At 57.7% G+C, this 21,092-nt stretch carries 21 protein-coding genes and 1 pseudogene; 14 read left to right on the top strand and 8 right to left on the bottom strand.

The features are described 5' to 3' along the window. Positions 1-9: 9 nt before the first annotated feature. Positions 10-1,008, top strand: a complete 999-nt coding sequence (locus tag KP708_RS07740) for an aldo/keto reductase (protein WP_202206365.1) — start codon at positions 10-12, stop codon at positions 1,006-1,008. On the opposite strand, the gene KP708_RS07745 is transcribed toward KP708_RS07740, so the two are convergent. Both KP708_RS07745 and KP708_RS07750 read right to left on the bottom strand, forming a co-directional pair. Continuing rightward, entirely contained in the window at positions 983-2,062 is a 1,080-nt protein-coding gene (locus KP708_RS07745; RefSeq protein ID WP_252347290.1) for a glycosyltransferase family 4 protein, read from the bottom strand. The genes KP708_RS07740 and KP708_RS07745 overlap by 26 nt on opposite strands. 101 nt (positions 2,063-2,163) lie before the next feature. Beyond that, complete coding sequence (locus KP708_RS07750; RefSeq protein WP_202206364.1) at positions 2,164-2,346, bottom strand: hypothetical protein; 183 nt, start codon at positions 2,344-2,346, stop codon at positions 2,164-2,166. A gap of 216 nt (positions 2,347-2,562) precedes the next feature. Here KP708_RS07750 and mtnA point away from each other — a divergent pair, with 216 nt between their 5' ends. Together mtnA and KP708_RS07760 are read left to right on the top strand one after the other, a co-directional pair. Beyond that, a complete protein-coding gene (mtnA, locus tag KP708_RS07755) occupies positions 2,563-3,657 on the top strand; it encodes an S-methyl-5-thioribose-1-phosphate isomerase (RefSeq protein WP_215749106.1) in 1,095 nt (364 codons plus the stop codon). Positions 3,658-4,193: 536 nt separating this feature from the next. After that, on the top strand, positions 4,194-5,114 hold the full coding sequence (locus KP708_RS07760) for a DUF2272 domain-containing protein (RefSeq protein WP_215749108.1): 921 nt from the start codon (positions 4,194-4,196) through the stop codon (positions 5,112-5,114). Here KP708_RS07760 and KP708_RS07765 read toward each other — a convergent pair. Then, positions 5,090-5,482 (bottom strand): rhodanese-like domain-containing protein, encoded by a 393-nt coding sequence (locus tag KP708_RS07765; RefSeq protein ID WP_215749110.1) that lies wholly within the window; start codon positions 5,480-5,482, stop codon positions 5,090-5,092. The genes KP708_RS07760 and KP708_RS07765 overlap by 25 nt on opposite strands. A 58-nt stretch (positions 5,483-5,540) precedes the next feature. On the opposite strand from KP708_RS07765, the gene KP708_RS07770 reads away from it, so the two are divergent. The 4 genes from KP708_RS07770 (at position 5,541) to aroE (ending at position 9,944) form a co-directional block, all read left to right on the top strand. Continuing rightward, positions 5,541-6,584, top strand: a complete 1,044-nt coding sequence (locus tag KP708_RS07770; protein WP_215749112.1) for a cysteine synthase A — start codon at positions 5,541-5,543, stop codon at positions 6,582-6,584. A gap of 60 nt (positions 6,585-6,644) precedes the next feature. Beyond that, positions 6,645-7,370, top strand: coding sequence for a response regulator (locus KP708_RS07775; protein ID WP_046900890.1), 726 nt, complete (start codon positions 6,645-6,647; stop codon positions 7,368-7,370). Positions 7,371-7,372: 2 nt separating this feature from the next. After that, positions 7,373-8,968 (top strand): ATP-binding protein, encoded by a 1,596-nt coding sequence (locus tag KP708_RS07780; protein ID WP_215749114.1) that lies wholly within the window; start codon positions 7,373-7,375, stop codon positions 8,966-8,968. Positions 8,969-9,083: 115 nt separating this feature from the next. Beyond that, positions 9,084-9,944 carry a shikimate dehydrogenase gene (gene aroE / locus KP708_RS07785; protein WP_215749116.1) on the top strand — a complete coding sequence of 287 codons (861 nt, stop codon included), beginning with the start codon at positions 9,084-9,086 and terminating at the stop codon, positions 9,942-9,944. 50 nt (positions 9,945-9,994) lie between these two features. On the opposite strand, the gene KP708_RS07790 is transcribed toward aroE, so the two are convergent. The 5 genes from KP708_RS07790 to KP708_RS07810 form a co-directional block, all read right to left on the bottom strand. Next, entirely contained in the window at positions 9,995-10,783 is a 789-nt protein-coding gene (locus KP708_RS07790; RefSeq protein ID WP_252347244.1) for an ABC transporter permease, read from the bottom strand. A 128-nt stretch (positions 10,784-10,911) separates the two neighbouring features. Then, entirely contained in the window at positions 10,912-11,787 is an 876-nt protein-coding gene (locus KP708_RS07795) for an ABC transporter ATP-binding protein (RefSeq protein ID WP_211497704.1), read from the bottom strand. Beyond that, complete coding sequence (locus KP708_RS07800) at positions 11,784-12,143, bottom strand: GntR family transcriptional regulator (RefSeq protein WP_083956250.1); 360 nt, start codon at positions 12,141-12,143, stop codon at positions 11,784-11,786. Before KP708_RS07800 ends, KP708_RS07795 begins: the two co-directional genes overlap by 4 nt. Before the next feature lie 229 nt (positions 12,144-12,372). Beyond that, on the bottom strand, positions 12,373-12,555 hold the full coding sequence (locus KP708_RS07805) for a hypothetical protein (protein WP_215749119.1): 183 nt from the start codon (positions 12,553-12,555) through the stop codon (positions 12,373-12,375). A gap of 347 nt (positions 12,556-12,902) precedes the next feature. Next, positions 12,903-14,243, bottom strand: coding sequence for an RsmB/NOP family class I SAM-dependent RNA methyltransferase (locus KP708_RS07810; RefSeq protein ID WP_215749121.1), 1,341 nt, complete (start codon positions 14,241-14,243; stop codon positions 12,903-12,905). Positions 14,244-14,264: 21 nt separating this feature from the next. Between KP708_RS07810 and KP708_RS07815 the strand changes: the two genes are divergently transcribed. The 7 genes and pseudogenes from KP708_RS07815 to KP708_RS07845 form a co-directional block, all read left to right on the top strand. Further along, the gene (locus KP708_RS07815; protein ID WP_371822665.1) at positions 14,265-14,999 is read left to right on the top strand and encodes a YggS family pyridoxal phosphate-dependent enzyme; all 735 of its coding nucleotides are present in this window, start codon (positions 14,265-14,267) and stop codon (positions 14,997-14,999) included. Between the two features lie 99 nt (positions 15,000-15,098). Further along, a complete protein-coding gene (locus KP708_RS07820; RefSeq protein ID WP_215749123.1) occupies positions 15,099-17,126 on the top strand; it encodes a potassium transporter Kup in 2,028 nt (675 codons plus the stop codon). Next, positions 17,123-18,274 (top strand): radical SAM family heme chaperone HemW, encoded by a 1,152-nt coding sequence (hemW, locus tag KP708_RS07825; RefSeq protein WP_215749124.1) that lies wholly within the window; start codon positions 17,123-17,125, stop codon positions 18,272-18,274. Before KP708_RS07820 ends, hemW begins: the two co-directional genes overlap by 4 nt. A 35-nt stretch (positions 18,275-18,309) precedes the next feature. Then, positions 18,310-19,392 carry a nucleoside hydrolase gene (locus KP708_RS07830; RefSeq protein WP_099210770.1) on the top strand — a complete coding sequence of 361 codons (1,083 nt, stop codon included), beginning with the start codon at positions 18,310-18,312 and terminating at the stop codon, positions 19,390-19,392. 28 nt (positions 19,393-19,420) lie between these two features. After that, the gene (locus KP708_RS07835; RefSeq protein WP_046900021.1) at positions 19,421-19,840 is read left to right on the top strand and encodes a DUF1489 family protein; all 420 of its coding nucleotides are present in this window, start codon (positions 19,421-19,423) and stop codon (positions 19,838-19,840) included. Positions 19,841-19,948: 108 nt separating this feature from the next. Beyond that, positions 19,949-20,881, top strand: a complete 933-nt coding sequence (locus KP708_RS07840) for a VOC family protein (RefSeq protein WP_252347245.1) — start codon at positions 19,949-19,951, stop codon at positions 20,879-20,881. Continuing rightward, a pseudogene (locus KP708_RS07845) lies at positions 20,878-21,092 on the top strand (hypothetical protein); the annotation flags it as partial. The gene KP708_RS07840 and the pseudogene KP708_RS07845, both read left to right, overlap by 4 nt.

Raw genomic sequence — 21,092 nt, forward strand, 5'->3', positions numbered from 1 at the left:
GAGACAGGCATGTCCTCAGACACCATTCTCATTCCCGGCATCGACACTCCGGTTTCCCGCGTGGCTCTTGGCACCTGGGCCATTGGCGGCTGGATGTGGGGCGGGCCGGACGATGAAAACGGCGTTCGCACCATCCATGCAGCTCTCGATGACGGCATCAATTTCATCGACACAGCCCCCGTCTATGGCTTCGGGCACTCAGAAGAAGTTGTTGGCCGGGCACTGGCCGAAAAGCCAAACAAGGCTTTCGTCGCGACAAAGCTGGGCCTGAACTGGACGGATGATAAACCCGAAGACCGCAAGGTTTTCCGTGATTCCCGCCCTGCCCGCATCCGCAAGGAAGTGGAAGATTCCCTTCGCCGCCTGCGGGTCGAGACGATCGATCTCGAACAGATCCATTGGCCCGATGACAAGACGCCCATTGATGAAAGCGCACGCGAACTGCAGAAACTTCATCAAGAAGGTAAGATCCGGGCGCTCGGCGTCAGCAATTTCTCCCCAGAGCAGATGGATATTTTCCGCGAAGTTGCTCCACTCGCAACAATTCAGCCCCCGCTAAACCTTTTCGAACGCACCTGCGAAAAAGATATTCTCCCATACGCCAAGAAGAATAACGCCGTGGTGCTCGCTTATGGCGCACTGTGCCGCGGGCTTCTCTCCGGCAAGATGAACAAGGATACGACCTTCCCGAAGGACGACCTGCGTTCAGGTGATCCGAAGTTCCAGAAGCCGAAGTTCGAGAGCTATCTCGCCGCTGTCGAAGACTTCAAGGAGCTGGCCGCCAAGCGCGACAAGTCCGTTCTCGCCTTCGCCGTACGCTGGGTTCTGGATCAGGGGCCAGTCATCGCTCTTTGGGGTGCACGCAAGCCTGAACAGGTCTCCGGTGTGAAGGATGTCTTCGGCTGGTCTCTAACCGACGAAGAAAAGAAGGCCGTGGACGAAATTCTGGCACGTCACGTCCCGGATGCGATTGACCCGACCTTCATGGGGCCACCGAACCGCGACTGAAAGCAATAGCTGCCTGACGCAGCGCGACAAGGCGCACGCGGGCAGCCTCCAGACTGAACAGAGCAGCCCGTTCGCGGCCCTTACGGCCCAGCTCCGCTCTGAGTGCCGGGTTATCCATCAGTTGACCCAACGCCGCCTCTAGCGCTCCGGAAGCATCCGGGGCCGCTAGCAGGGCCGCGTCCCCGACTACATCCGGCAGCGCGCCAAATGGCGAGACGATCACAGCTGCCCCGCACGCCATGGCTTCCAGCGCCGTCATGCCAAATGGCTCCGGCCAGCGGCTTGGCACAACAACAATGGCCGCTTCCGACATGGCCTCCAGAACATCCGGATGGGACCGATAGCCCGTCATCAGCACATCAGCCTGTGCTGCCTGAGGCCGCAGCCGGGTCAAAAACGGAGTTTCCGGTGAATCCGGGCCAAATCTGTCAGCGCCCATAATGACAGCTGTCCAGTCCGGATATTTATGGCGAAGGCCAGCCCAGACTGAGACAAAAGCATCCACACCCTTATCCGCGACAACCCGTCCTGCGAATAGCACCTGCTGCTGCCGGGGGCGCTCAGCTGGTAATACGGACAGATCCACACAGTTGGGCTGAATTTCGATACGTGGCGGCTCATCGCAGCCTTCCGCAAAACATGTCGCGACCCATTGCGAAACAGCGCAGACCAGCACTTTCGTAGCGAGCCGAGACCTTTCTTTCGCAGTTTTGGCGCCCCTCATAGAGCGCGGATCATTGTGCAGGATCAATCGAACGGGAGCGACACGGGACAGCGCCATGGCCAGATCCGGCCTGTTATGAACCTCGATCAGATCAGGCTGAAAGTGTCGGGCTGCGCGAACGCAGGACAATGCATATTTCAGGCGTTGAGGAAGCGGCCATATGACACGCTTTAGCGGAACAAATTTGCCGCCCGGCAACGGAACGCCCGATACAGCTCTGCCGATAATCCGATCATCACAGAGGGCCATGCGGCTGACGAGCAGGGAAATCGCGCCAGCGTGGCCTTCAGCGTAGAGTTCACGCGGCGGCAGAACCGTCAGTACACGCAGAGACACTACTCATGCCCTTTCCAGATCCGACCCGGCAAAACAGGACCCGAGTAGAGGAAGAGGCTTAACAGCCTGAGGCAGAAGAGTGAAAGAGGGCGTGCTCAGGAAGAAAGCTGACGCTTTTCCTGCTCAAGTTTCCGGCGGCGCACCACCTTACGATTCTCTCGCAGCTGCCGGTATTTTTCCAGAGCCGTCATGTTGTCGGACCTGCTTTTTGTGGAAAGACGTGATTGAGCGTCAGACGCGCGCACGGCGGTATTTCCGGGGTTCACGAGAGAGGCCATTATCTTTCCCTACAGCTAGAAAGAGAATCCAGACACGAAACGTAATACAATTCATACTACTGGTTTCTGGACCCTCGCAAGGCAATATCCGCCTAACGCGCAATACGACCGGGGGGTTTCTGCTCTTGAGTTCACCGAATGTATCGCGCACATGCGCTATAAGACGTTTTTTCTGTTCCGCGCCCTGAATGCCGGAGCGCCTCCCAGGAGCACTCAATGAAGATCAATGGCATTGCCTATCGCAGCATCTGGCGCCCGTCTGACGACGCCAAAAGCATCCGCATTTTCGACCAGACCCGCTTCCCATGGGAAGTAGAGGTGCTTGAACTCCGCGACGTCGGCGCTGTCGCGCATGCAATCCGCAGCATGCAGGTTCGGGGTGCTCCGCTGATTGGTGCTGTCGCGGCCTATGGTCTGGTTTTTGCCCTTCAGAACGACGCATCCGATGCTGCGCTGGAAAAAGCGGCTGCCGATCTGATCGAGACACGCCCGACCGCCATCAACCTGCGCTGGGCCATTGAACGCATGGTGACGCGTCTGCGCGCACTCACGCCAGCAGAGCGCGTTGAAGCCGGATATGTGGAAGCCGATGCGATCTGTGATGAAGACGTGCAGGTCAATGAAGCCATCGGCCGCCATGGACTGGACCTGATCCGCGAAATCTGGGAGCGCAAGGGTAAGACAGGCCGCGTCAATCTTCTCACGCACTGCAATGCCGGCTGGATTGCCACAGTAGACTGGGGAACAGCACTAGCCCCCATCTACATGGCGCACGACGAAAGCATCCCGGTGCATGTCTGGGTGGATGAAACCCGCCCCCGCAATCAGGGTAGTCTACTCACGGCCTGGGAACTCGGCAGCCATGGTGTCGCGCATACCGTCATCGCGGACAATGCTGGCGGCCACTACATGCAGGCTGGCGATGTGGACATGGTCATTGTTGGCACGGACCGCGTGACCGCACAGGGCGATGTGGCCAACAAGATTGGCACCTATCTCAAAGCTTTGGCCGCCAAGGACAACAATGTTCCATTCTGGGTGGCACTCCCGTCTTCTACGATCGACTGGCGTGTTCGCGATGGGGTAAAGGAAATCCCAATCGAAGAGCGTAGCCAGAACGAAGTCCTGTTCATGACGGGCCTGACGGATAACGGTGCTCCGGGACGCGTCCGCATTGCACCGGATAACAGCCCCGCGGCCAATCCGGCTTTTGACGTAACACCAGCCCGTCTGGTGACCGGACTGATCACCGAACGTGGCCGGTGTGATGCTTCCGGAGAAGGGCTAAAGACCCTTTTCCCGGACAACTGATACAGGCACATTGTAACCATTCGAATCGTTTGAAACGAATGGTTACATGTACGTTCTGCCCCACATTTCACCAGAGCGTGTCCTGCCGCCTGCCCCCTTGCGTCCCCACTCCCAAGTCTTTCGGACGTTACTTATCGTCTATGCAGGTTTGAGTTCATGGCTCGTCAAATTGATACCTTTATTCCTCACTGGTTTCGCGATGGGCTGGGACCCAGCAGAGCATCAAAGTCTCGGTATGATTTCCTGGGCGTTGGGTCTCATGACCTATATCTGTCTTGCTCCAGTCATTTCGGTTGTTGCTCTGGTTTTCCTTCTCCTGTCCTTTCGAGACGGTCCGGATAAGGCCAGAAGACGCCTAAAGCATATATTTTTCCTTCTTATACCTTTTGCACCCGCCATTTTGATTGAAGGAGCCGTACGGTTCTTTCCTTCCGTTCTCTAAATAAACGGCCTCTCTTTCCCACATGCGAGGTCCTGCCCTTGACGCTCCATCGCACTTGCCGTTCAAGATGCAGGTTCATCGAGCCAGCATGAGGATGATTGTGTCAGACTCGCATATTTTCTGGCGAACAGCTGCTACGGCCGCCCTGTTCGCACTGACCGGCTGCGCCAGTCAGAACAGTGTCCGTCCGTATCCGGCCCAGACTCCCAACGCACAGTATGCGAACGGCACGACAGGCCCGGTGGGCTACAACAGCCACGTTCCGGACTTTGCCAGCCGTAATTTTGAGCCTTTCAACCGTCAGGACGTCGCAGCTATTGCCCTGCGGGAATGGCGCATGTTCGGCGCACCTGTAGCTGATGACGATCCGGAAGACCGACCAGAACCCACGGATCCTGCCCTGAAGCCGGAACGTATTCCCGGCTTGTGGCAGCGCGTGGGTGAATACTGGTGGATCGGCCAGGACCCGTATGAAACGGAAGCTGGCTGGACGGGTAAGACCGATGCGAACGGCACACGCTTCGACGCCGCGCATGACGGACACTACGCCTGGTCAGCGGCATTCATTTCCTACGTCATGCGTGTCGCAGGGGCGAATGACCGCTTCCCGTATTCACCCAACCACGCGACCTATATCAACGCGGCCGCCAGTGGGCAGTCCAGCGGTGTCAGCGCGCATGATCCGGGAAGCTACACCCCAAAAATCGGCGATCTGATCTGCGTAGGCCGTGGCCGTAGCAAGACCGTGACATTCTCGATGCTGCCTACGTCTTACGGGTTCCCGGCTCATTGCGGCATCGTCACCGCGGTCAATCAGAATGACCAGCCTTTCGGTCATGAGCTGAGCATCGTTGGTGGCAATGTGGACGACGCCGTATCCCTGACACATGTTCCCACAGATGCGAACGGGCGGGTCGCTGATGGCTCAGGCCACAGCTACGACAGCCGCTATCCGTGGTGCGTCGTCCTTGAAGTTCGTTATGACGCCGATCAGGAACCTGACAGCGGCATGTGAACGTATGGCAGTCCCCCGGCGCGCCAGCCCGTGCCGGGGCCATGCTTGTCTTCGAAGCCGTCGACGATATTGCTTACATCCGCATATCCGGCATGTTCAGCCAGAAGCGCTGCATTATGGGAGCGCATCCCTGACCGGCACAGAAACAGGACGCGACTGTTCTGATCAGGCACAGCATTCAGCAGTCCTTCCAGAAACATCTGTTCCAAACCCGGCTGCCACGTCAGACACACAACGGGCCTTGGCAGGGCAGAAGAATCGGGCAGGCCAATCTCCGCCCATTCCACAGGTGTCCGCACATCGACGAGGATGCTGTCGGCTTCATTTGCAAGCACGTCCCATGCCTGCTTTGCTGTCAGTTCCTTCATGGCCTTCCTCATCCCTACAAAACGCGGTCTATAATTCCGTTAGCACAGGAGTGAACGTATGACTGACATCACCAGCCCACACCAGTCCGTTTCGGCAGGGTGGCAGAGCACCTCCTCCAGCATGACGGCCGCCATTGGCGGAACGCCGCTCATCCGTCTGAAGCGCGCCTCCGAAGAAACCGGCTGTGACATCTACGGCAAGGCGGAGTTCATGAACCCCGGCGGATCGGTCAAAGACCGTGCGGCACTTGCCATCATCGAAGATGCTTTCCGCACTGGCGCTCTCAAGCCCGGCGGAACTGTTGTCGAAGGAACGGCTGGAAATACTGGCATCGGACTGACGTTGGTGGCCCAGGCCATGGGCTGCAAGGCGATCATCGTCGTGCCGGAAACCCAGAGCCGCGAAAAGCTCGACTTTCTGCGCATGATCGGCGCAGACCTGCGACTGGTCCCCGCCAAGCCCTTCCGTGACCCAGGCAACTACGTTCATGTGTCGCGTCGTCTGGCAGAAGAAACTGGTGCTTTCTGGGCTAACCAGTTCGACAATACCGCCAACCGCGACGGCCATCGCACCACGACAGCCGTCGAAATCTGGAACCAGACGGGCGGAAAGATTGATGCCTTCACCTGCGCCTGCGGCACCGGCGGCACTCTGGCAGGCATCGGAATGGGCCTGCGGGAACAGGCTGCGGCGGCAGGCAAGATGGCCCCAAAAATCGTTCTGGCTGATCCGGAAGGTTCGGCACTCTATGGCTGGGTCAAGTCCAACGATCTGACCATCAGCGGCGGTTCCATCACGGAAGGCATTGGCCAAGGACGCGTCACAGCCAACCTTGAGGGCTGCGCACCTGATGATGCAGAGCGAATTGCAGACCCGGAAGCGCTGGAGCAGATCTTTGCCCTGACGGCAGAAGAAGGCCTGTCAGTGGGTGGTTCGTCAGGCATCAATGTTGCAGCAGCTATCCGAACTGCAAGGAAGCTTGGTCCTGGACATACGATTGTTACAATCCTGTGCGATGGAGGGGCAAGGTATCAGTCCAAGCTGTTCAACCCTGAGTTCCTTCGTGCGAAAAACCTCCCGGTTCCCTCCTGGCTGGCGTAAGCACGAAAGTGGCGCGGCGGACCTGAACCGCGCCACAAGCCGATGGAAGGTAACATCATCATGGGTACAGAAACCCTTCCCCATCTTCTGGTCGTCGATGATGACCGTGAAATCCGGGAGCTTCTGAGCAAGTTCCTCGAACGGAACCACTTTCGCGTCACGGCTGCGCGCGATGGTCGTGAAGCCCGAAAAGCCTGGGCCAATGGTCATTACCAGCTTGTGGTTCTGGACCTGATGCTTCCGGGCGAAAGCGGCCTTGAAGTCGCGCGCTGGCTGCGTACCCAGGATAATGTTCCCATCATCATGCTGACGGCCATGAGCGATGAAACCGACCGGATCATCGGTCTGGAATTTGGCGCGGACGATTACGTTGCCAAGCCGTTCAATCCCCGCGAACTCCTCGCCCGCATTCGCGCTGTTCTGCGCCGGACAGTTGATGCCTCCGAAAAGCGCCAGGCCACAGATACCCGCAAGATCATGTTTGCCGGCTGGTGCCTCGATCCTGTCCGCCGCCGTCTGCTCAACCCTGATGGAGCAGAAATCTCCCTGACGGGTGGCGAATACGATCTTCTGATCGCGCTGCTGGAACGCGCCAACCGCGTCCTGACCCGAGACATGCTGCTTGAGCTGCTTCGCGGCCGTCAGGCTGGACCGTTCGACCGTGCCATTGACGTCGCCATCAGCCGCCTGCGTCGCAAGCTGGAAGATGACGGCAGGAATGCACAGGTCATCAAGACCGTGCGCGGTGGCGGCTATGTTCTTGCAGCAGAAGTCGAACGCGTCTGAAAGTGCGCTTTTTTCCCAGTTCCCTTGTCGCTCGCACCAGCCTGCTTCTGATTGTCGGGCTGGCCGTCATTGAACTTGCAGGACTGGGAATCCACGCGCTCGACCGTCTTGATCTGGCTGAACGCAGCCAGATGCATGACTACCAGATCCAGGTCTTTTCCATTTATCGCACGATTGCGGAAACAAAGGAGGAAGACCGGAAGAACGCCATAGACGACCTGCACATCCCGTCGAATACAACAGTTCTTCTGCTTGGAACGCCGGATCAGGACATCCATAGCCACAAAATTCCGCTTCCCTTTTTCGCGCCGGGCGGGCTCGCTCCCGGGCGCTTTCATGCCCCGCCTCCCGGTTTCGGTCCCGGCCCGGCTCCGTTTGGCCCCGGAGGGTTGATGGAACCAGGAGGCCCTGGGGCGCTACCGCCCGGGGAAGAGAGCAGGGAACACCCTTTCGGCTCCCCTGAGCACGCGCCTTTCCCTAATGAACACGGTTTTGAGCAGCCTCATGAAGGCTGGTACGGGCCGGGTAGCAGCGGGCGTGAAGGATATCGAGAGATCCCCCCCTTCATGCGGGGATCGTTCCTTCCTTCCTCTCTTTACCCACTGGAGATCTGGGCTGGGCAGGAACTTCGGACACATTCCACATCGATGCTGTTGCCGGATGGTCATTGCTGGCTTGTCGTCCGTTACGTCATGCCCCTGCCCAACCCGCTCGAAGCTCCGACATTCATCATCGCATTCCTGATGATGTCTCTCTTCGGAGGGGCGCTGATCGTCTGGGCCACACGCCGCCTGATTGCCCCGGTCACGACATTGGCCACTGCCGCGGAAGCGCTTGGTCGAGACGTCAACAGCTCAACGGTTTTACCTGAAAACGGCCCCTCGGAGATCCGTCGGGCGGCGATTGCTTTTAATACGATGTCCATGCGGATCCGCCGTTTTGTGTCGGACCGGACGCTCATGCTGACCGCAATCGGGCATGACCTGCGCACGCCAATTACCCGGCTGAAGCTGCGTGCCGAATTCATTGACGATGATGAACTCCGCAACAAGATTCTGGCGGATCTTGATGAAATGGAAGCCATGGTGGCCGCCACACTGGCTTTCGGTCGGGACAGCGCCTCTAATGAACAGGTTGTCTCCCTTGATCTGCGCACCCTGCTGCAAACCATCATGGACGAAGCGGCAGAAAGCCACCCGCAGCAGGCAGACGCGCTGATCTATGAGTTGCCCGTACAACCAGTCCGGATTCAGGCCCGGTCCGTGGCGCTGAAACGCGCACTGAACAATCTTATTCTCAATTCTCTGAAGTATGGTGGCAGTGCGCATGTCACGCTCATTCCGCCCTCCCAGAAGAAAGAAAAAGACCGCATCGCCCGCATCATTATCGAGGACAACGGCCCCGGCCTGCCTGAAAGCGAGCTAGAGCGGGTTTTTGAGCCATTCGTGCGGATCGAGACCAGCCGCAACCGTGAAACAGGGGGCACCGGCCTGGGGCTTTCCATCGCCCGAACAATCCTGCGGGCACAGGGGGGTGACGTGCGCCTTCAGAACCGTGGCGAAGGTGGCCTGCGGACGATCATCACACTGGCGGCTTAGCTCCCTCTCCTCATCACTTCTCTGCCATCCATAGCCTGAACCGCTCAAAGGCGGTTTCAATCTGTTCAGCATGTCTTTCTATGTCAGGGACGCCCCAACACAGGAGAGCCAAGGCATGAGTGACCAGAACTTTCGCAGCATTCTGACAGGATCATTTTCGACACCATGCGCAGACAATCCGACTGTCGCCATGATCGAAGCCGCATACATCCATGAAGGGCTGAACGCGCGTTACATCAACTGTGACGTCAAGGCAGACAATCTTGCCGACGCCGTCAAAGGTGCCAAAGCCATGGAATGGGTCGGGTTCAACTGCTCCCTGCCCCATAAGGTCGCGGTTCTGGAGCATCTCGATGCTTTGGATGAGTCTGCAAAACTGATCGGGGCAGTTAATTGCGTCGCCATCAAAGACGGGCGCCTGACGGGCCATAACACGGACGGCAAGGGGTTTCTGGCGTCCTTGAAAGAGATCACAGATCCAGCCGGAAAACGCGTTCTCCTTCTTGGTGCAGGTGGAGCTGCACGTGCGATTGCCGTTGAACTGGCACTGGCCGGCGTCGCCCATCTCACCGTCGTCAATCGTGACGTTAAGAAAGCCGAGACCATTGCTGCACTTGTGCGTGACAACTCGAGCGCAGATGCCGAAGCCAAACCCTGGGAGGGCGACGTTTCCGTTCCCGAAGGCACAGATATCGTTATCAATGCCACATCCATCGGCCTTGGTGATCCGGAGGCGATTCCTCCTGTGAACATCAAAAGCCTGACCAAAGGGCAGATTGTTGCGGACGTCATTCCCAACCCACCTCAAACACGCTTCCTTCAGGAAGCCCACGCGCAAGGCTGCACGACCCTCGATGGCTTGGGAATGCTGGTCAACCAAGGCCTGATTGGTGTTGAGATCTGGCTGAGCAAAACGCTCGATGGAGACGTGATGGCCCAGACACTGGAAGAAATTTTTGAATCATCCGGAGACTGAACTCCGAGGCCCCTCCGTCTGGAACACAGACGGAGGGGTTTGCATTTTGCCTAGATAGGCTCTGCCCGGCGACGCAGCCAGACTGTCAGAACGAGGCAGACTGCCGCCAGCAACACACCCCACCAAAGTGAAGGCATCGAAAACAGGGCTAGAAAGTCCAGATGTCCGGTTACGATCTTATCTGTTGGCGTATGCTGTACATCAAACCCATCAGACTGGGTGGCGAGGATCTTCATCTGGGCATCGTGGAAGCCAGTCCCGGGAAAATGCAAAAAGCGGTCCCATATGATGCCCGTAATATGGTTCGTACGCAGACCAATGGCTTCCACAATATAGAGACCCGCCAGTCCCCCTAATACCCACACAGCAGGCACGGTTCTGACACTGGCTGAGACCAGGAACAGAACGGCATAAATCGGTAACCACCACAGAGTATTCAGCACGATATAGGCAACATCATCGATTATCAGATGACCTACACTGGCTTGTTTTGCCAGACCCACCGGAGAAATTCCGTATGCCTGTGCAGTCGCGACAATAAGCACGATCGTCGCCACCCAGCTTAAAAACAGCGACAAAAGAGGGCCGATCGCAAGCACAACACTCGCCTTGGCCGCCACACTCAATCGGTCCGAGACAGGCAGAGACTTCCAGAAAAGCACCGACAGGTCCTTACGTTCATTATAGAACGTACCGAGCGCATAGATGCACCCCACCGTCAGGGCTGCGACATTGGCGATCCCAAACAGCATTTCCGCCGTGATCCTGAACATCAGGATTGGTGGAACACTTTCTGCCGTCCCTTTTATGACCTTGAGGTGACTCGTGTGCAGCTGCAAGCAGAGAAGAACCAATGGCAGACAAACCATTACCAAGGGGCCGAGTATCAAAAACCGGTTTCCCCAAAGCTCTCGCCTGACAGACCAGACGTATTGCTTCAGCGGCCACGTCATTTTTCCATATTTGCTCATGCCCCTGCCCCTTTCCTGTTCCCGCGGTTCTGTCCCATCAGCACCAGAAACAGATCGGCCAGTCGCGGCTGGCGTGTTTCGCCAAGGGCCGCCAGTTCACTGTGCGGCACACCATCGAAAAGCATGATCGGCTGCCCCATGATGAGCCTTTCACTGATCGGCCCCAGATGTCGGGCAGCGTCCGAAGTCTCCGCTCTGGGTTTCAGTTCCACGAAACGCTGCGCCAGATTTTCCATGCTGTCCTGCAACGTGATGCGACCATCCCCGATCAGGATCACATCCGTGAGGATATCCTCGATTTCCTCGACCTGATGGGTCGTCACCAGAATGGTGCGGTCATGATCGAAGTAATCATTAAGAAGCGTGATGTAGAATTCGCGACGATACAGCAGGTCCAGCCCCAGCGTCGGCTCATCAAGCACCAGCAGCTTGGCATCAATAGCCATGACCAGCGCCAGATGAAGTTGCGCGACCATACCCTTGGACAAGTCCCGTACCCGGGAACGCTTCTGAATGTCTGTCCGGGAGAGAAAGTGCTCCGCCCGGCTTCGGTCAAACCGTGGGTGAACGCCTTCGACATAGTCCAGAACCTGCCAGACCTTCATCCAGCGCGGCAGCAAAGCCACATCGGCAATAAAGCAGACATCCTGCATCATCGCTTCGCGCTCACGCCAGGGATCACGCCCCAGAACCCTGAGGGAACCTTCATAGGGGACAAGACCCAGAATGGCATTCAGAGCCGTCGTCTTGCCTGCGCCATTAGGCCCGATCAGCCCGACAATCCGGCCTGATGGAATACTGAGGTCAATGCCCAGAACACCTTTGCCCCCGCGATGCACTTTTCGCAGACCCTGTGCTTCAATACAGATCATGCGACATCTCCCTCTTTGAGAAGATCATTCAGGCTGAGACCAAGACGACGGATTGTCCGTAGCGTTTCCGGCCATTGTTCCGTCAGGAATTTCTGACGTTCGCTCTCACCAAGACGCGCCAGCGCACCCTGCGCGACGAACAGTCCAAGACCACGACGCTTCTCGACCAGCCCTTCATCAGAAAGCTGCTGATACGCCTTCATCACGGTCAAAGGATTCACCTGACATTCGGCTGCAACCTGTCGAACCGACGGGATTGCATCACCCTCAGCGACAGCGCCGTCCAGCATCATGCCGACCACCCTGTCCCGGAGCTGCTGATAGATCGGCTGGCTCTCATTCCACGCACCATCCACAACACACCTCCTCAATTTTCTCTGCCCGGGACTCCATTTCGTACGCCTCATTTCCGTTCTGGTGATTTACATAACTATATCACCAAATCGGAAGCAAGGAGATCTTCGCACCAGCCTGCCTGCGACGTATCCAACCGCAGGTCAGGTCCTTTCAGGTTTGGACAAAAATAAAGCGCCATCTCCCAAGAGATGACGCTCTAAAAAACCTCAGATCCAGCCATGCAGCTGATCAGAACATGGCGCGATCTGGAATTGTATTTCCGTACGGTGAAATGTTCTCAATCATCTGAGAAAATTTTTCATTCTTTTTAGAAGACTCGGAGAATCCACTACCAGAACATGCAGACATCACCAGAAATAATGGAATAAATGCCAGAGCAAATACTGGTTTTACTGCCTTGTTTTTTGTCATTTTCTCGTCCTCTTCTTGTTTTTTCGGACCATACTCCTTAAAAAAATATTAGAATTAGATATTTTGGATCATAAAAACATATTTATAAAAGAACTTGGCGCTACAAAAGCACATGTGCGTTGAAATTATTCTGTTTGTTTTCATACCTTTAGAGGAAACAAGCGCACTTTGATAAAGACCCAAAAGGCTCTCCATCTACGCATTGAGGTACGATTTCGCGGTAAATACTCGCAGGTTGAGCGGGCAACCTTCGCACGAAAGTATTTTGCATATTATTTCTAAAATATTGGTATTTTCGGAGCGAACGCAAAAAAAGCCCGCCTGAAAATCAGGCAGGCTTGTAAGTCTCAGACGCGGATTAATCTGGCGGCAAAGAAGCCGTCCATTCCGCCCCGATCCCACCAGAGACCGGGATGTGTTCTGAAAAATCCTTCCGCCGTCCGGGCAATCGCCATGTCCGCTAGTTCTTCATCCGTGAACGGCACATGCTTCCAGCCCCCGCGTTCAAGCGCGGCTGCGATGCGATCTGGACCCTCTTCATCCTGAAGAGAGCAGACGGCATATATCAGCATGCCACCCGGCTTCAGCATGTCACGCGCTGCGTCAATGAACGCGTCCTGACCTTCCGCCAATGCCGTGACGTCACGCGGGCGTTTGATCCACAGCACATCCGGATGACGGCGGAACGTCCCTGTTGCTGAACACGGTGCATCCAGCAGAACCGCATCAACCGGTGCTTTCGGGCGCCATTTCAACCCATCTGCAACAATCGTCTCAGCGGTTGCGCGCATCCGGGTGATGTTCTCACGCAGGCGAACTGCGCGGGACTCTTCCTTTTCGATGGCCGTGACATCTGCGCCGGCAGCAGAAAGCTGAGCCGTCTTGCCTCCTGGGGCTGCACAGAGGTCAATCACCGTCTTCCCGGCGACATCTCCCATAAGCTTCACAGGCATGGCAGCAGCCACATCCTGCGCCCAGAACTGCCCCTCTTCGAAGCCTTCCATTGTCGCAATCCGTGTCCCAGCCGGATAACGCACAGTCCCCGTCGGCAGGACATCGCCACCTTCAGGAACCGTCGCCCCCGGGCGCAGGCTCAGATCCAGCGGCGCCTCACGATGCAGTCCGCGGGAAATGGAGCGTGCACGATGGCCCCAGGCGCTCCACAACCACGCCGGAACATCCAGTCTGGCGTCATCGAGCCCTTCCAGAAGATCACGCCCTTCACGCGCCACACGCCGAAGCACAGCATTCGCCAGCCCGGCGAAAGGTGCCAGACCGCGACGACGCAGCAGGTCAACAATCGTGCCTACCGCTGCATGCGGTGGCGTTTCCAGATGCAACAGTTGCGCCACACCCAGAAGCAACGCACACCGCACAGGCTCAGGTGGCTCACGGCGCAGCATCGGCTGAAGAATTTCAGTCATGCTCCCCATGTACCGTAACGTTGTTGCCGCGAGACGATGCGCAGAAGCACGATCCCGCGGGTCCATCGGCCCGGCACGGTCCAGCGTCGTTTCGAGCATACGGCGATGTTCGACCACACCGCAGACAATGTCGAAGGCAAGATCACGTGTCGGATCTGGACTGGGGCGGCGCTCCTGTCCCGGCTTCGGACGGCGTCCTCCCTGGCGGGACGCGGACGGGTTCTTCGGACGGCCGGAGCCGCGAGGGGGCGTATTCTGTGTCATTATCGGGCGTTGATCTCTCGCATGCTGCCGAAATCGCATCTTGCGGCGCCGGACGCAATGGAGTCTTCTGCCGCAATGTCCGATCAGATTGCAGAAAATCTCTCCGCCATCCGTAGTCGCATCATTCAGGCCTGCGAAACATCAGGCCGCTCTGCCACGGATGTGGGCCTCGTTGCCGTTAGCAAATTTCATCCGCAGGATGCCGTGGAAGCGGCCTTGAAGGCCGGTCAGCGCGTCTTTGGTGAAAACCGCGTTCAGGAAGCAGCCTCCAAGTTTCCAGCGCTTCGTGAGACCTGGCCAGACCTGCGCCTGCACATCATCGGTGGCCTCCAGACCAACAAGGCCGTAGATGCCTGTCGCATCGCAGATGTGATCGAGACTCTGGATCGCCCCGCCCTTTCTGATGCGCTGGAAAAGGCTGCAGAGAAGACAGGCCGCCTTCCGGAGTTGCTCATTCAGGTCAACACAGGGAACGAGCCACAGAAATCTGGCATCCCACGCGATGAAGCCGACGCGTTCATCAAGGCCTCAATGCTGCGCTTTGGAGCGAAGGTGCGTGGGTTGATGTGTATCCCGCCAGAAGATGAAGATCCCGCTCCACATTTCCACTTCCTGACACAGCTTGCACAGCACCACGGACTCCCCGTGGTGTCCATGGGCATGTCGGCTGATTTCGAGACAGCCATTGCCGAAGGCGCCACCCTTGTAAGGGTTGGAAGTGCCATTTTTGGCTCCCGCCCCATGACCGGATCCTAACGCGCACCTTGCATCCCTGTAAGAAATCTTGTCATGAGGGGGAATAGACCACGCTTCGACACATCCCTGTGAGGCGATGGTTTCCTGCGATGCCCGTAAATGGAACCACCGATGCCAGAACACGACGGCGATCACGCTTCCCCTCCTTACCCCGGCGCCGGGGTTCCGGTGGACAGCGGCGAAGTCCTTCAGACCATCGAACAGGCGCACAAAGACGGAAACACTTCTGAACTCGGTGACACAGAGGGCGCTAGCGGCCACAAGAAGCCCGGCGGCTTTGGCGCACTTCTGGCTGTTCTGGGTGTCGTGTATGGCGATATCGGAACGAGCCCGCTCTACGCCCTCCAGTCTTCCGTCGGCATTGTAGGTTCTGCCAAGCATCCGGCGGCAGCCTGGGAAGTCATGGGACTGGCCAGTCTAACGTTCTGGGCACTTATGCTGATCGTGACGTTCAAATACGTCATCCTCATCATGCGGGCAGACCATGACGGTGAAGGCGGCATCATTGCCCTGATGTCCCTCGCCCAGCGCGTCTGCAAATCCCAGAAATTCCGATGGCTATTCGGTCTCGTCGGCATTGCAGGCACCTGTCTTTTCTTCGGGGACAGCATCATTACTCCGGCCGTGTCGGTGCTTTCTGCCGTTGAGGGCATCGAAATTGCCGTCCCCTCTGCCAGCCATGTCATCATCCCGATCGCGATGGTGGTTCTGGTCGCACTCTTTGCGGCGCAGGCCCTCGGAACGGGCAAGATCGGCAAGGCGTTCGGGCCGATTATGGTGCTCTGGTTCACCGTTCTTGCCATTCTCGGTGTCCGCGGGATTCTGCTTTACCCACACATCCTGCTGGCGCTATCTCCCACCTTTGCCCTCGAATTCATTGTCCTGCACGGCTACCTGTCGTTTATCGCGCTGGGATCTGTCGTGCTGTCCGTGACGGGGGCCGAGGCACTTTATGCTGACATGGGCCATTTTGGCCGGGCCCCCATCCGCAAGGCATGGCTGTTTTTCGTTCTGCCATCCCTCACCCTGAACTATTTCGGCCAGGCGGCTCTGCTGATCCATGATCCGGCAACACTGGCCAACCCGTTCTATCATCTCGGGCCACACTGGGCGCAGATCCCGCTTCTGATCCTTGCCACCTTCGCAACCGTCATTGCGTCTCAGGCCGGTATCTCGGGAAGCTTCTCGCTCTGCCGCCAACTCATTCAGCTCGGCTACCTGCCCCGCACCCGCATTGTGCACACCAATGCCTCAGAAGAAGCACAGATCTATCTGCCGTCCCTGAACTGGATCCTCGGTTTCGGCGCATTGGTACTGGTTCTGTCCTTCCGGTCCTCCGCTGCACTGGCCGCCGCATACGGCATCGCCGTGACCGGTACGTTCCTGTGCACCTGCGTTCTGGCAATGGTCGTGTTCCGCCGCACCTTCAAGTGGAGTGCTGCTGCCGTCGGCGCTGTGTTCGGTCTGTTCTTTGTCGTGGATGCGGTGTTCTTCTCCGCCAACGTCCTGAAGATCCCGGATGGCGGCTGGGTCCCACTCGCCATCGGTATTATCAGCACCATTGTCATGACCACCTGGAAGCGCGGACGTGGCCTGATTGCTGCCAAGCAGCAGGCTGACTCCATGCCCATGGCCTCGTTCCTGGCCCGTCTACCTCAGTCCCGGACCATCCGTGTTCCGGGTCTTGCGGTCTTCCTGACAGCCAATCCGGACGTGGTCCCGAACTCGCTGCTGCATAATCTGAAGCACAATAAGGTCCTGCATGAGCACGTCATGTTCGTGACCGTACAGAACCTTGATCAGCCGGAAGCCGAGCGTGGCCACCGCACAATCGTTCAGGAACTGGCCCCAAACATCAATCGCGTGATCGTCCGGTATGGCTTCATGGAAATGCCCAACCTGCCGCGTGCGCTCATGGAACTGAAGGCACTTGGTGTGGCGTTTGATGCCATTCAGGCCTCGTATTTTACGTCCCACGAGCTTGTGGTTCGCTCCCGCGTTCCCAAGATGCAGCTCTGGCGGATGTGGCTGTTCCTGCTTCTCCTGCGTAATGCTGCCTCGACCACGGAATTCTTCCGTATCCCGCCTGATCGCGTGGTGGAGTTTGGCGTCCGGATTGCAATTTGACCGAACCTCTTTCTCTCTACATTCACTGGCCATTCTGTCTGGCGAAGTGCCCTTACTGTGATTTCAATTCCCACGTCCGGGATGAAATTCCGCAGAAGCGCTTCGCCGCAGCCTTGCGTCGTGAACTGGCGCATGACGCGGCCCGTCTCGGCCGACGGCCACTCCGCTCCATTTTCTTCGGCGGCGGCACACCGTCCCTGATGGCTCCGGAAACGGTCGCAGCTCTTATCGAAGATGCGCATCAGCTTTTTGATGCCGAGCCGGATCTGGAAATTACGCTCGAAGCAAATCCGACCAGCGTCGAAGCCGGAAAATTTGCAGCTTTCCGTCAGGCTGGCGTAAACCGCGTCTCGCTCGGCGTGCAAAGCCTTCGCGACGACGCCCTGAAGATGCTCGGTCGGGAACACTCCTCGGGACAAGCCATTCGTGCACTCGAAATTGCACGCACGCTGTTTCCGCGCATTTCGTTTGATCTGATCTATGCCCGCCCCGGCCAGAGCGATGCTGATTGGCAAAATGAACTGTCCACCGCGTTGGATCTGGTGGCGGATCATCTGTCGCTCTATCAGCTCACGATTGAAACCGGCACGAAGTTCGAAGCCCTCCACCGGCGTGGAGAACTGACGCTCCCGGATGCCGAAGATGCTGCGCGCCTTTATGACCTCACCGGCGATACGGCCGCAAAGCATGGTCTACTACCCTACGAGGTTTCCAACTATGCAAGGCCCGGCGCGGAAAGCCGCCACAACCTGACCTACTGGCGCTACGCCGATTATATCGGCATCGGCCCCGGCGCGCATGGTCGCCTGACTTTGGATGGAGAGCTTTACGCAACCCGTCGTCACCGCGCCCCCGAACCCTGGGCGGACCGCGTTGAAAGAACGGGTTCCGGCAGTACGGACGAAACCCTTCTGTCTGCGGAAGAACGCGGCCGGGAAGCGCTTCTGATGGGGTTGCGTTTGTCTGAAGGCATCAATGAAGCCAGATTTGCCGAACGCACGGGTAGACCGATGGAAGACTGCGTCGATCTTTTCATGCTTCAGGCTTGTCTGGAAGAAAACTACCTCACCCGTGACGGCGGAATTTTGAAGGCAACGGGCGAAGGAAGACTTCGTCTTGAAGCATTACTGGCAAGATTGGTCACATGAAGGCATGATCGGGCGTTAATTAACAGGACGAGACCATGCGCCGATCCATTCTCTCTGCCCTCCTTGCTGCCTGCGCTCTGACCGGCATTGCGTCCGCTGCCCCTGTGGCTCCGGGATATTATATTCAGGATAACGACTATCTCGGCCCAGGCGGCTCAGACATCCAGTCCGTCATCCCGCTGCTCAACCGCGAAAATGTCAATCTTCTGGCTTTGACCGTGACGATCGGCGACGACTGGGAGAATGCTGAATCCGCGCATCTCCGTCGCTTCCTGGAAATTGCAAAGCAGACCCAGGTTCCCGTAGCGGATGGCGCTACCATGCCACTCGTCAACACCGTGGCGGCAACGAAGCTTCGTGAGAAGCAGTACGGCACTATTCCCTGGAAGGGCGCATGGGGTGGGCTGGGCTCCATTGACCACACTCCAGAGACACAGCCCGCACTCGGCAAGATGGCCGAAGGCACACCACACATGGCCGTCGATCCGCTCCCCGCGGCGATGGTGCTGATCAAGGCCGTCCATGATCACCCGCATCAGGTCACGATCATTGCGGCAGGTCCTTTGACCAATCTCGCCCTTGCCATCCGGCTGGACCCCACCTTTGCCGCTACGGCTAAGCAGCTTGTATTCATGGGTGGCCTGCTGGACTCCAGCATGATGTCCATCACAGGCAATGCAGACTTTGCCTCAGACTTCAACATGATCGGCGATCCGGAAGCAGCCCACATCACACTGACCGCGCCGTGGGCTGCCATCACATGCGTCGGCAATGTTTCCAACGACGTCATGATGACGCATGAGCTGATGAACCGCATCGCGGAGAAGAAGACGCCGGTCACTGAGTATCTTCAGAAGTTCTACGGCCCGCTTCCGCTGTGGGATGAACTGACCTCTGCCATTGCTGTAGAGCCAGATCTGGTTACGAAGTCTGTCGATGCCTATATGGACATCAACACGGCACCCGGCATGGATTACGGACACGCGCATGTCTGGCCGGACGCAACTGCACCCAAGGGCATGGGCCTTCGCAAGGTGAAAATCGTCCAGTCCGTGGATACGAAGCGCTTTATCAACGAGTTCGTCGCCCAGGCTCAGAATGCCATGGGAACGCACTGACACCAGACTTTCCGGAAGGGCACCCGACATGCTGAACATCATTAAGCTGGCCGTCGGTTGCCCGACCATCGAAGTGCTGCGTGAGCGCATGCAGCACCCGCGTGTAAACGGTCATGGCGCCGTCCCCACGCGAACAATGCCCAAGCGTGCAGCCGAAGTCCTGGATGGCGGCTCTCTTTATCGCGTGATGGACGGCATGATTCTATGCCGTCAGCCCATCATAGGGCTTGAAGCCTGCCGTCGCCCGGATGGGACGGAAGGAACGCTGATTGTAGTCTCAGACGACATCATTCCCGTTCAGCCCCGCACTATGCGCCCCTTTCAGGGATGGCGATATCTGGACCCGAAAGATGCGCCTCCTGATCTCGGCCAGTCGGCGGGCAGTGATGGGGTTGCTGATCTTCCGCCTCAACTCCGCAGAGAGCTGGCAGAACTCGCTTTAATCTGAAAACGCTCCCTCAAAAGGGCCGATATGGAACAATACAGTCATTCAAGCGTTCAGCCTGAACGCCGAGACTGCATTGCAGGCTCTCTCCTGCCCTGAAGGAGATTTTCCTTGCCTCCGTTCCATTCAATTCCTCGCAAAAGACTGCGTCACGCGTCCTTGTTTCTGGCCGGAAGTCTGTGCCTAGGTACGGCTCCTGCGCTTCAGGCCGCTGATGCACCTGCAACCGCCAGTGCACCGTCAAAGGCGCAACTCCTGCCGGGCAAAATTGTCTATGCCCAACTCACAACGCCAGACCTCAAAAGCGCCAAGGCTTTTTACGGGTCGCTTCTGGGGTGGACCTTTCAGGACGTTCCCGTCTCAAAAGGGCAATATGCACAGGCGCTGGTTAACGGAGCTCCAGTCGCAGGCCTGGTCGAGCTTCCACGCATGGCACATCATGGGGACCCGCTTTGGCTCCCGTTCATTTCCGTGTCAGACGTAAAAGCAGCCGCAGAAGCAACGAAAATCTGGGGCGGCCATATTCTCTTCAAACCTCAGATGGTTGAAGGACGGGGTCACGAGACTGTCCTGGCAGATCCGCAGGGTGGCCTGTTCGCCGCACTGCATTCCAGCGCCGGTGATGACCCGGACGTTGAGACGCCACCCGCTCAGGGAACATGGATCTGGAGCGCCCTGCTGACGACCAATCCCTACGCAGCGGCTGGATTTTACCAGAAGCTGTTTGGATACACGGTCGAAGCCGTTCAGGACGCCAAGCGTGGCACGGCTTATTTGCTGGAATCCCAGTCCTTCGCGCGTGCTACAATCAACCCGCTCCCTGCTCGCCTCCCGGAAGGGGCACACGCACGCTGGATGAACTTCGTGCAGGTGGACAGTGTGGATGCTGCGGCCCAGAAAGCCGTGACGCTTGGCGGGACAATTCTCGTACAGCCCCATCCAGACCGGCAAAACACCACCATTGCCATTGTCGCCGACCCTACCGGCGCAGCCTTCGGGCTGATGGAATGGCATGACCCCAACGCAGCGGGGGATGCAAAATGATCAAACGTTTATCTCGTACACTGGCCCTCATAGGTGCCTTTTCCCTCATGCCACTCCTGTCAGGCTGCGTCGGTTATGACGGTTACGACGGATATTATGGCGGCGGTGGCTACGGCGGCAGCTACTACAATACTGGTTGGGGCGGCGGTGGCTGGGGCGGCTGGGGACCGGGCTATGCTGTCGGACCGGCCGGAGGCGGCCGCTGGAGAGG

This window comes from Gluconobacter sp. P5H9_a, from assembly GCF_018812085.1.
Taxonomy (GTDB): Bacteria; Pseudomonadota; Alphaproteobacteria; order Acetobacterales; family Acetobacteraceae; genus Gluconobacter.